This window comes from Kitasatospora sp. NPDC057518, assembly GCF_042802075.1.
Classification (GTDB): domain Bacteria; phylum Actinomycetota; class Actinomycetes; order Streptomycetales; family Streptomycetaceae; genus Kitasatospora.
Map to the genome: position 1 here is coordinate 1 of NZ_JBHVEU010000278.1, position 11,797 is coordinate 11,797.

The 11,797-nt window shown below is 72.8% G+C and carries 5 protein-coding genes; 4 read left to right on the top strand and 1 reads right to left on the bottom strand.

All coding sequences use genetic code 11. The features are described 5' to 3' along the window. Positions 1-41 precede the first annotated feature (41 nt). Positions 42-2,708, bottom strand: a complete 2,667-nt coding sequence (glgP, locus tag ACFU7Z_RS25820; protein WP_049651957.1) for an alpha-glucan family phosphorylase — start codon at positions 2,706-2,708, stop codon at positions 42-44. A gap of 1,042 nt (positions 2,709-3,750) precedes the next feature. Between glgP and ACFU7Z_RS25825 the strand changes: the two genes are divergently transcribed. The 4 genes from ACFU7Z_RS25825 (at position 3,751) to glgB (ending at position 11,770) form a co-directional block, all read left to right on the top strand. Then, positions 3,751-5,706 (top strand): alpha-1,4-glucan--maltose-1-phosphate maltosyltransferase, encoded by a 1,956-nt coding sequence (locus ACFU7Z_RS25825; protein WP_380779958.1) that lies wholly within the window; start codon positions 3,751-3,753, stop codon positions 5,704-5,706. Continuing rightward, positions 5,703-7,427: a maltose alpha-D-glucosyltransferase gene (treS, locus tag ACFU7Z_RS25830; protein WP_074001467.1), complete on the top strand. Its 1,725-nt coding sequence runs from the start codon at positions 5,703-5,705 to the stop codon at positions 7,425-7,427. Before ACFU7Z_RS25825 ends, treS begins: the two co-directional genes overlap by 4 nt. Positions 7,428-7,679: 252 nt before the next feature. Next, positions 7,680-9,170, top strand: a complete 1,491-nt coding sequence (locus ACFU7Z_RS25835; RefSeq protein WP_074001466.1) for a phosphotransferase — start codon at positions 7,680-7,682, stop codon at positions 9,168-9,170. Positions 9,171-9,340: 170 nt separating this feature from the next. Next, on the top strand, positions 9,341-11,770 hold the full coding sequence (gene glgB / locus ACFU7Z_RS25840; RefSeq protein ID WP_380779956.1) for a 1,4-alpha-glucan branching protein GlgB: 2,430 nt from the start codon (positions 9,341-9,343) through the stop codon (positions 11,768-11,770). Positions 11,771-11,797: the final 27 nt, after the last annotated feature.

Below are 11,797 nucleotides of genomic sequence, written 5' to 3' on the forward strand. Positions count from 1 at the left end.
CGCCCACCCGGTTCACCACCGGTGGACGGCCGCCCGCGGCCTCAGCGCAGCAGCCCCGCGTCCATCCCGGCCGACTCGGCCGGCAGCGCGACCAGCCCCAGCTCGGCCGGCGAGGCCAGCCGCGGGTGCGCGGGCAGCACCCGGACGGTGTAGCCGAACGGGCCGGTCCGGCAGAGCTCCAGCGAGCCCTCGTAGCGGATCCGGCCGTCCAGGTCGGGCCCGCCGACCGGCTTGAGGGCGAGCAGGCAGGCGTCCGAGATCCGGTCCCGCTCGTCCACCCGGCCGGAGACCGCCTGCACCTCGACGTCGCCCGGCCGGAGCGTCCCGAGCGCGACCTGCACCCGCAGCTCCAGCGAACTGCCCAGCTCCTGCGCCTCGGTCGGGCAGTCCGCCTCGACGTGCTCGACCCGGACGGCCGGCCAGGCCTCCCGGACCGTCGCCTTCCAGAGCGCCAGCTCCCGCGCGCCGTGGCCGTGCTGCCCGGCCAGCTCCCGCTGGGCCTGCGCCGCCGGGGCGTACAGCCGCTCGACGTACTCCCGGACCATCCGCCCGGCCAGCACCTTGGGCCCGAGGGTGACCAGGGTGTGCCGGACCATGGCGATCCACTGCTGCGGCAGCCCGTCCGCGTCCCGGTCGTAGAACCGGGCGGCGACCTGGTTCTCGATCAGGTCGTAGAGCGCGGCCGCCTCGATGTCGTCGCGCCGCTCGGCCTCCCCGCTGTCCGGGTCGAGCGCCCCGCCGCTCTCGTCGGCCGTGGGGATCGCCCAGCCGTTGCGGCCGTCGAACCACTCGTCCCACCAGCCGTCCAGGACGGACAGGTTGAGGCAGCCGTTGAGCGCCGCCTTCATCCCGGAGGTGCCGCAGGCCTCCAGCGGGCGCAGCGGGTTGTTCAGCCAGACGTCGCAGCCCGGGTAGAGGCGCTGGGCCATCGCCATGTCGTAGTCCGGCAGGAAGACGATCCGGTGCCGCACCGCCGGGTCGTCGGCGAAGGCGACCATCTGCTGGATCAGCCGCTTGCCGCCGTCGTCCGCCGGGTGGGCCTTGCCGGCGACCACGATCTGCACCGGCCGGGTGGGGTGCAGCAGCAGCGCGCGCAGCCGCTCCTGGTCGCGCAGCATCAGGGTGAGCCGCTTGTACGAGGGCACCCGGCGGGCGAAGCCGATGGTGAGCACGTCGGGGTCGAGCACCGAGGAGACCCAGCCGAGCTCGGCCTCGCCGGCCCCGCGCCGGCGCCAGGAGGCGTGCAGCCGGCGGCGGGCCTCCTCCACCAGCTGGGCCCGCAGGGCGCGCCGCAGTTGCCAGACCTCGGTGTTGCCGATCCGCTCCAGACCCGTCCAGCGCTTGCTCTCGCCGGTGGTCATCGCCTCCTCGGCGCGCTCGGCGCCGATCTCGGCGGCGCCGAGCCGGACCACCGCCGGGTCGATCCAGGTGGCGGCGTGCACGCCGTTGGTGACCGAGGTGATCGGCACCTCGGCGGGGTCGAAGCCGGGCCACAGGCCGTTGAACATCGAGCGGCTGACCTCGCCGTGCAGGGTGGAGACCCCGTTGGCGCGCTGGGCCAGCCGCAGGCCCATGGCGGCCATGTTGAAGAGCTTCGGGTCCCCGTCCTGCCAGCTCTCGGCGCCGAGCGCGAGCACCTGCTCGACCGGCACGCCGGGCAGCGCGGCGTCGCCGCCGAAGTGGCGGGCGACCAGCTCGCGGTCGAAGCGGTCGATGCCGGCCGGGACGGGCGTGTGGGTGGTGAAGAGGGTGCCGGCCCGGACGGCCTCCAGGGCGGCGGCGAAGTCGAGGCCGGTCCGGTCGTCGGCGACCAGTTCGCGGATGCGCTCCACGCCGAGGAAGCCGGCGTGGCCCTCGTTGGTGTGGAAGACGTCGGGGGCGGGGTGCCCGGTGAGCCGGCAGTAGGCGCGCACCGCCCGGACGCCGCCGATGCCGAGCAGCATCTCCTGGAGCAGCCGGTGCTCGCTGCCGCCGCCGTACAGCCGGTCGGTGACGTCCCGCTCGGCGGGCGAGTTGGCCTCGATGTCGGAGTCGAGCAGCAGCAGCGGGACCCGCCCGACCTGGGCCTTCCAGATGTGGGCGGCCAGGGTGCGGCCGCCGGGCAGGGCCAGATCGACCCGGCCGGGGGTGCCGTCGGCCTCCCGCAGCAGGCTGACCGCGAGTTCGTCCGGGTCGAGCAGCGGATAGCGCTCCTGCTGCCAGCCGTCCCGGCTCAGGGACTGGCGGAAGTAGCCGTGCCGGTAGAACAGGCCGACGCCGACGACCGGCACGCCGAGGTCGCTGGCGGCCTTGAGGTGGTCGCCGGCCAGGATGCCGAGCCCGCCGGAGTACTGGGGCAGCGCGGCGGCGATGCCGTACTCGGGCGAGAAGTAGGCGATCGCGGCGGGCAGCGGGGCGGCGTCGGACTGCTGCCGGGTCTGGTACCAGCGGGGGCCGGTCAGGTACTCGCGCAGGTCGTCGGCGAGGTCGCCGAGTCTGCGCAGGAAGCGCCGGTCGGCGGCGAGCGCGGCCAGCCGGGCGGCCGGGACCTCCCCGAGCAGCCGCACCGGGTCCTCGCCGGTCGCGGCCCAGACCTCCGGGTCCACGGACCGGAAGAGGTCCCTGGTCTCGGGGTGCCAGGACCAGCGCAGGTTGAGGGCCAGCTCGTGCAGCGGCTGGAGTTGTTCGGGCAGGACGGTGCGGACGGTGAATCTGCGGATTGCCTTCACGGCGTGAAGCGTAGCCGTGGCGGTCGGCCGGACAGTGCGTCAAGTGGACTATTGGGCATCCGTTCGGGCTATTGATGAGATCGCATTCGGCGCATTGGACTGCACGGGGGGCGCGCGAGGCGCACATTTCGGGGGCCCGCGCTACCAATACGTGAACTCTTCGGTACGGCTTCATTTCCGATGGCGCATCCACCCGGGAGAAGGCCCGAAACTACTGTCGTACCGCTGCAAAAACCTTGTCGCCGGTGCGAGGATGACCGAAGGTCGTTGATGCAGTGGGGAGTACGACGACGGGTGGCGTCCCCCGCGAAGCAGCACGTCCGAATCCTTTTCGTGTTGTCCGTTCCCGTCCTTCTTAGCCCATTCGGCGCTCACCGCGCACGGACGCGTGTCCTCCCTACCGGCCCGCTCGTTCACGGGTGGACCGGGTCGGCCGGGGCGCGCCCGGCGGAGGCGTGCGCCGGGACGCACACGGGCTCCGGGGCGTCCCACCGCCGGCTCGGCGGGCGCCGGGCAGGTTGCCGGGAACAGCGGCGCGGGCAGGCTTCCGGTCGCACGTCCTCCCCACCCAGCAGTCCTCCGGTACTCCCCCGGCCCGTACCCAGGCCCGCGGGGAGCTGCCGCCGATCTCGGGCAGGAGCTTGGCATGCACGGCGACACGCGGGACCAGTCCACACCGGTGGCCGAAGGCCTCGACGCAGCGGTCGCGGAATCCGCCGGACGGATGGATTCTGACACTCGGACAGATCCGGCGATGCCGGCGCCGAGGGCCTCCGGGGCGGTCCGTGCCGGATCCTCCGAATCCGAAGCCCCCTCGACGGCCCGGCACCCCGCGGCCGAGGAGGACCGGGCGGCGGCACCCCGCAGGCGCACCACCACCACGCGCCGCACCACCGCCACCACCCCGAAGACCGCAGCTCCGAAGGCCGCCACCGCGGAGGCCGCCGGGTCCGCCTCCGCGAAGGCCCCGGCCACCGGGGCAGCCGCCCGGAAGGCCCCCGCTCGCAAGCCCTCCGCCCGCAAGACGACAGAGAGCGACACCGTGATCGGCCGCATCCCCGTCCTGGACGTCAGTCCCCTCGTCGACGCCGGCCGCCGCCCGGCCAAGGCCGTCGTCGGCGAGACCTTCCTGGTCACCGCGACCGTCTTCCGCGAGGGCCACGACGCCGTCAACGCCAACGTGGTGCTGCGCGACCCGCGCGGCCGCAGCGGCCCGTGGACGCCGATGCGCGAGCTGGCCGAGGGCACCGACCGCTGGGGCGCGCACGTCACCCCGACCGCGCCCGGCCGCTGGTCGTACCTGGTGGAGGCGTGGAGCGACCCGGTCGCCACCTGGCGCCGGACCGCCTCGGTGAAGCTGCCCGCCGGGATCGACACCGCGCTGGTCCTGGAGGAGGGCGCCCGGCTGCTGGAGCAGGCCGCGGCCGGGGTGCCCAAGAAGGAGGGCCGCGCCGACGTGCTGGCCGCCGCCGACGCGCTGCGCGACCAGACCCTGCCGCCGCTGTCCCGGCTGGCCGCCGCGCTCGCCCCCGAGGTACTCGACGCGCTGGTCCGCCACCCGCTGCGCGAGCTGCTCAGCGCCTCCCGCCCGATGCCGCTCCAGGTCGACCGCGAGCGCGCGCTGTTCGGCTCCTGGTACGAGTTCTTCCCCCGGTCGGAGGGCGCCGTGGTGGACCCGGCCGGCGTCGAGCCGCCGCGCCCGGGCAACCTGCGCAGCGCCGCCGAACGCCTGCCGGCCGTCGCCGCGATGGGCTTCGACGTGGTCTACCTGCCGCCGGTCCACCCGATCGGCCGAGCCTTCCGCAAGGGCCCGGACAACACCCTGACGGCCGGCCCGCACGACGTCGGCTCGCCCTGGGCGATCGGCTCCCCCGAGGGCGGCCACGACGCCGTCCACCCGGACCTCGGCACCATCGAGGACTTCGACCACTTCGTCGCCGAGGCCAAGGCGCTGCACCTGGAGGTGGCGCTGGACTTCGCCCTCCAGTGCTCCCCCGACCACCCCTGGGTGAACAAGCACCCGGAATGGTTCAGCCACCGCACGGACGGCACCATCGCGTACGCCGAGAATCCGCCGAAGAAGTACCAGGACATCTATCCGGTCAACTTCGACCAGGACATGGACGGAATCGTCAAGGAAACCATCCGGATCCTCCGGTTCTGGATGTCGCACGGCGTCCGGATCTTCCGGGTCGACAACCCGCACACCAAACCGGTGGTGTTCTGGGAGAAGGTGCTCGCCGACGTCGCCCGGACCGACCCCGACGTGGTGTTCCTGGCGGAGGCCTTCACCCGCCCCGCGATGATGCACACCCTGGCGAAGATCGGTTTCCACCAGTCGTACACGTACTTCACCTGGCGCACCACCAAACCGGAACTCACCGACTACCTCACCGAACTCAGCGGTGACGCCGCCGCCTACATGCGGCCCAACTTCTTCGCCAACACGCCGGACATCCTGCACGAGTACCTCCAGCACGGCGGCCGGGCCGCCTTCGCGGTCCGCGCGGTGCTCGCCGCCACCCTCTCCCCCAGCTACGGCGTCTACGCCGGCTTCGAGCTGTACGAGAACGAGCCGGCCCACCCGGGCTCCGAGGAGTACCTCCACTCGGAGAAGTACGAACTGCGCCCGCGCGACTGGAGCCGCACCGACACCCTGGCCCCGCTGCTGACCGTGCTGAACCGGCTGCGCCGCCGCCACCCCGCCCTCCAGCAGCTGCGCGACCTGCGCTTCCACCCCACCGACAACGACCAGGTGCTCGCCTACTCCAAGACCGCGACCACCCCCGAGGGGCTCACCGACCAGGTCGTCACCGTGGTGAACCTCGACCCGCACCACGTCCAGGAGGCCACCGTCACGCTCGACGGCGACGGCCCGTACGCGGTGCACGACGAGCTCACCGGCGCCGTCTACACCTGGGGCCGGCACAACTACGTCCGGCTCGATCCCTCAGCCGAGCCGGCTCACCTCCTCACGGTTCGGAGGAACCCAGCGTGACAGTGAACGAGCCCGTCCCCGACACCTTCCCCGAGACCTCGAAGAAGAAGCTCGACCCGCAGTGGTTCAAGCGTGCGGTCTTCTACGAGGTGCTGGTGCGGTCCTTCCAGGACAGCAACGGCGACGGTGTCGGGGACCTCAAGGGGCTCACGGCCAAGCTCGACTACCTCCAGTGGCTCGGGATCGACTGCCTCTGGCTCCCCCCGTTCTTCGCCTCGCCGCTGCGCGACGGCGGGTACGACGTCTCCGACTACACCTCGGTGCTGCCGGAGTTCGGCGACCTCGCCGACTTCATGGAGTTCGTCGACGCCGCCCACGCCCGCGGCATGCGCATCGTGATCGACTTCGTCATGAACCACACCAGCGACCAGCACCCGTGGTTCCAGGCCTCCCGCTCCGACCCGGACGGGCCCTACGGCGACTTCTACATGTGGGCCGACGACGACAAGCAGTACCCGGACGCCCGGATCATCTTCGTCGACACCGAGACCTCCAACTGGACCTACGACCCGGTCCGCAAGCAGTACTTCTGGCACCGCTTCTTCTCGCACCAGCCGGACCTCAACTACGACAACCCCCGGGTCCAGGACGAGATGATCGCCGGGCTGCGGTTCTGGCTCGACCTCGGCATCGACGGCTTCCGGCTGGACGCGGTGCCGTACCTGTTCGCCCGCGAGGGCACCAACTGCGAGAACCTCCCGGAGACCCACGAGTTCCTCCAGCGGGTCCGCAAGGAGATCGACGCCAACTACCCGGACACCGTGCTGCTCGCCGAGGCCAACCAGTGGCCGGAGGACGTCGTCGACTACTTCGGCGACTTCGCCTCCGGCGGCGACGAGTGCCACATGGCGTTCCACTTCCCGGTGATGCCCCGGATCTTCATGGCGGTGCGCCGGGAGTCCCGCTACCCGGTGTCCGAGATCCTCGCCAAGACCCCGCAGATCCCCGGCGGCTGCCAGTGGGGCATCTTCCTGCGCAACCACGACGAGCTGACCCTGGAGATGGTCACCGACGAGGAGCGCGACTACATGTACGCGGAGTACGCCAAGGACCCGCGGATGCGCGCCAACGTGGGCATCCGCCGCCGGCTCGCCCCGCTGCTGGAGAACGACCGCAACCAGATCGAGCTGTTCACCGCGCTGCTGCTCTCCCTGCCCGGCTCGCCGGTCCTCTACTACGGCGACGAGATCGGCATGGGCGACAACATCTGGCTCGGCGACCGGGACGGCGTGCGCACCCCGATGCAGTGGACCCCGGACCGCAACGCGGGTTTCTCCTCCGCCGACCCGGGCAGGCTCAGTCTGCCGCCCATCATGGACCCGGTGTACGGCTATCAGGTGACCAACGTCGAGGCGCAGCAGAGCAGTTCGAGCTCCCTGCTGCACTGGACGCGTCGCATGATCGAGATCCGCAAGCTCAATCCGGCGTTCGGCCTCGGCAGCTACGCCGAACTGCCCTCCAGCAACCCCGCCGTGCTGGCCTTCGTGCGCGAGTACGAGGGGGACCTGGTCATGTGCGTGAACAACTTCTCGCGGTTCGCGCAGCCGACCGAGCTGGACCTGCGGCAGTACGGCGGGCGGTACCCGGTCGAGCTGATCGGCGGGGTGCGCTTCCCGTCGATCGGCGAGTGGCCCTACCTGCTCACCCTGGCCGGGCACGGCTTCTACTGGTTCCAGCTCCGGCAGCCCCCGCGCCTGAGCGGGACCAGGCGATCGAAGTAACGATCCGCCGCACGTGGCACAGCAGCCGTGAACAGCACCACCAGACCCTCCGGGGGCGCGAGTTGAACCCCCGCGCCCCCGGAGTTCTCTGCACCACCGCGTACGGAGAACAGCCCAACGGCCACCTACACGAAGGCGTGACACCCGAGCCGTGCTCGCGTGCCGCGACCGCCGCGCCGCCGCAATCCGGAAGACTGACGGACCCGGCCACGACCCGTCGGGCAGTCCGCGTGCTTCCGGGGAAAGGGAGCCATGTCCGAAACCTCCCGTTCTCAAGCCCACCTCCAGGACGACGCCCCCACCGGTCCCGCCACCCCCGCGGGCACCCGGGGCGCCGGGGCCCGGAGAACCGCCCTGGGCGTCAGCGAACTCGTCCAGGCGGCCCTGCCACTGATCGCCTCCTGGCTGCCCACCCAGCGCTGGTACGCCGGCAAGGGAAGGCCCATCACCGGCCTCACCCCGGTCGTCGGCACCCCGCTGCAGGTCGGCGACCCGGCCCTGCTGCACCTCCTGCTGCGGGTCGAGCACGCCACCACGGCCGGCGCCCCGCACGGCGACATCTACCAGCTGCTGCTCGGCATCCGCTCCGGCGGGCTCGGGGACATCGGGCCCGCCGCCGTGCTCGGCCGGCTCAGCCAGGGCCCGTACGACGGCGCGACCCTCTACGACGCGGTGCACGACCCCGAACTCACCGGACGGCTGCTCGAACACCTGGCCACCGGGGACCGCTTCGGCGCGCTCTCCTTCCGCCGCACCCCCGGCTCCGGACTGCCCGCCAACCTCCCCGGCCGCGCCTCCACCGCCGAGCAGTCCAACAGCTCGGTCATCTACGGCACCTCGTACATCCTCAAGCTGTTCCGCCGCATCCACCCCGGCACCAACCCCGACCTCGAACTCTCGCTCGCGCTCTCCCGGGCCGGCTCCACCCGCATCCCCCGGGTCGCCGCCTGGTTCGAGAGCCGGATGGAACGCGCCGAACCCGCCACCCTCGGACTGCTGCAGCGCTACCTGCCGGACGCCGAGGACGGCTGGGAACTCGCCCTCGACCAGGTCGGCCGGCTCAAGGGGGACCGCTCCCCCGGCAACTTCGCCATCGAGGCGCACCGGCTCGGCCGGGCCACCGCCGAGGTGCACCGGGTCCTCGCCCGCTCGATGCCCGTCGCCCGGCTCGACCGCGCCCAGACCGGACGGCTGGCCGGCGCCATGGCCGACCGGCTGGACAGCGCCGTCGCCGCCGTCCCCGGCCTGCTGCGCTTCCGGGCCGCCCTGCGCACCGCCTTCCAGCAGCTCGCCGACGCCCACCCGGACGGCCTGCCGGTCCAGCGCATCCACGGCGACCTCCACCTCGGACAGGCCATGCGCACCCCGCACGGCTGGGTGCTGCTGGACTTCGAGGGCGAGCCCGCCAAGTCCGTCAACGAGCGCCGCGAACCGCAGCCCGCCCTGCGCGACGTCGCCGCGATGCTGCGCTCCTTCGACTACGCGGCCGCCCACCTGCTGGCCGGCGGCCCCGTCGACCCGGAACTGGCCCACCTGGCCGCCGCCTGGGCCCAGCGCAACCGCACCGCCTACGGCGCCGGCTACACCGCCGGCGGCGGCGCCGACCCGGCCGCCTCGCCGGAGCTGATGCGGGCGCTGGAGATCGACAAGGCGGTCTACGAGGTGGTGTACGAGGCCCGGCACCGGCCGAGCTGGCTGCCGATCCCGCTGGCCGCGATCAACCGGCTCGCCCTGTCCGTCTGACCGGCCCTTCCCGTACCCACGCCTTTTCCGCACCGCCCGATTCCCGCACCGCCCGTTCACGCACCACTCGTTTCCGCACCACGCGTCTCCCGTCCCGCCCGTTTCCTGTCCCAACCGTTTCCTGTCCCGCCCGCAGGAGTTCGCCCACCCCGCCGCAGGAGGACCCCGCCGTGACGCCGATCGACCCGACCGGCCGCCCCACCCGCCCCGTACCGGCCACCTTCCTGGCCGGACCGCTCCCCGCCGAAGGCCACACCGGCCACGAGCACGGGGCGCACCGGGCGGCCGAGGAGGAGGGGGGTGCCGGCACCGGCTCGGAGCCCCCGGCCACCCTCCCGTCCCCGGCCGACCCACTCGCGGCCCCGCAGCCCCGGGGGGCCGAGCGCCCGGCCCCCACCGGGGCGCTGCGGCTGCCCGAGGCGCCGCTGCCGCCGGCCGAGGTCGACCGGCTGGTGGGCGGGCAGCACCACGACCCGCACGCGCTGCTCGGCGCGCACCCGGTGCACGGCGGCACGGCGATCCGGGTGCTGCGCCCGTTCGCCGAGCGGGTGGTCGTCGAGACCGCCCACGGCCCGGCCGAACTCACCCACCAGCAGAGCGGGTTGTTCACCGGCCTGGTGGCCGGCGGCGAACCGCCGGAGTACACCCTGCTGGTGACGTACCCCGACGGCGAGCCGCTGCGCCAGCACGACGGCTACCGCACCCCGCCCACCCTCGGCGAACTCGACCTGCACCTGATCTCCGAGGGCCGGCACGAGCAGCTGTGGCGGGCGCTCGGCTCGCACGTGCGCACCGTCGACGGGGTGGCCGGCACCGCCTTCGCGGTCTGGGCGCCGAACGCCGTCGGGGTCCGGCTGATCGGCGGCTTCAACCACTGGAACGGCACCGGGCACCCGATGCGCTCGCTCGGCTCGTCCGGGATCTGGGAGCTGTTCGTCCCCGGCCTGGCCGAGGGCGCCACCTACAAGTACGAGGTGCACACCCGGCAGGGCTGGGTGCTGGACAAGGCCGACCCGCTGGCCCGGGCCGCCCAGTGCCCGCCCGGCACCGCCTCGGTGGTCACCTCCTCCGACTACGCCTGGCAGGACGGCGAGTGGATGGCCCGCCGGGCCCGCGCCGCGCACCACCGGGCCCCGATGTCGGTGTACGAGCTGCACCTGCCGTCCTGGCGCCCGGACCTCACCACCTACCGCGCCATCGCCGAGGAACTGCCGCGCTACCTCCAGGAGTTGAACTTCACCCACGTGGAGCTCATGCCGGTGATGGAGCACCCCTTCGGCGGTTCCTGGGGCTACCAGGTATCCGGCTACTACGCCCCCACCGCCCGGCTCGGCGGCCCCGACGACTTCCGGTACCTGGTGGACACCCTGCACCGGCACGGCATCGGCGTGATCGTCGACTGGGTGCCCGCGCACTTCCCCAAGGACGACTTCGCGCTCGCCCGCTTCGACGGCGAGCCGCTGTACGAGCCCGCCGACCCGCTGCGCGCCGAGCACCCCGACTGGGGGACGCTGGAGTTCGACTACGGCCGCAAGGAGGTGCGCAACTTCCTCGTCGCCAACGCGGTGTACTGGTGCGAGGAGTTCCACGTCGACGGCCTGCGGGTGGACGCCGTCGCCTCGATGCTCTACCTCGACTACTCCCGCGAGGGCGGCGACTGGACCCCCAACCGGTTCGGCGGCCGGGAGAACCTGGACGCCGCCTCCTTCCTCCAGGAGATGAACGCCACCGTCTACCGGCGCTGCCCGGGCGCGGTGACGATCGCCGAGGAGTCCACCGCCTGGGACGGGGTCACCCGCCCCACCGACGCCGGCGGCCTCGGCTTCGGGCTGAAGTGGAACATGGGCTGGATGCACGACTCGCTGGTCTACATGTCCAAGGAGCCGGTGCACCGCAAGTACCACCACAACGAGATCACCTTCTCGATGGTGTACGCCTACTCCGAGAACTACGTCCTGCCGATCTCGCACGACGAGGTGGTGCACGGCAAGCGGGCCCTGGTCTCCAAGATGCCCGGCGACTGGTGGCAGCAGCGCGCCAACCACCGCGCCTACCTCGGCTTCATGTGGTCCCACCCGGGCAAGCAGCTGCTGTTCATGGGGCAGGAGTTCGCCCAGGGCGCGGAGTGGGACCACGAGCAGGGCCCGCAGTGGTGGGTGCTCGACGAGCGGTGGCCGGCCCACGAGGAGCACCTCGGGGTGCGCCGACTGGTCCGCGACCTCAACCGGCGCTACCTCGACACCCCGGCGCTGTGGGAGCTGGACACCGTCCCGGAGGGCTTCCGCTGGCTCGACGGCGGCGCCGCCGAGGACAACCTGCTCTCCTTCGTCCGGTACGCGGCCGACGGCTCGCCGCTGGTCGCGGTCTGCAACTTCTCGCCGGTCGTCCGGCACGGCCACCGGGTCGGCCTGCCCCGGCTGGCGGGCCGCGACCAGCTGTGGGAGGAGGCGCTGAACACCGACGCCGAGGAGTACGGCGGCAGCGGCGTCGGCAACTCCCACCCGGTCAAGGCCGAGCCGGTGGAGTGGGACGGCCAGCCCCGGTCCGCCGAACTGGTCCTCCCCCCGCTCTCCACCGTCTGGCTCCGCCCCGCGCGCTGAGCGCCGGGCGCCTCCGGTGCCCCGGAC

What these genes read in the sequence shown, in the direction of transcription:
- ACFU7Z_RS25835 (WP_074001466.1), top strand. Translation starts at nt 7,680, where the DNA reads ATGTCCGAAACCTCCCGTTCTCAAGCCCACCTCCAGGACGACGCCCCC.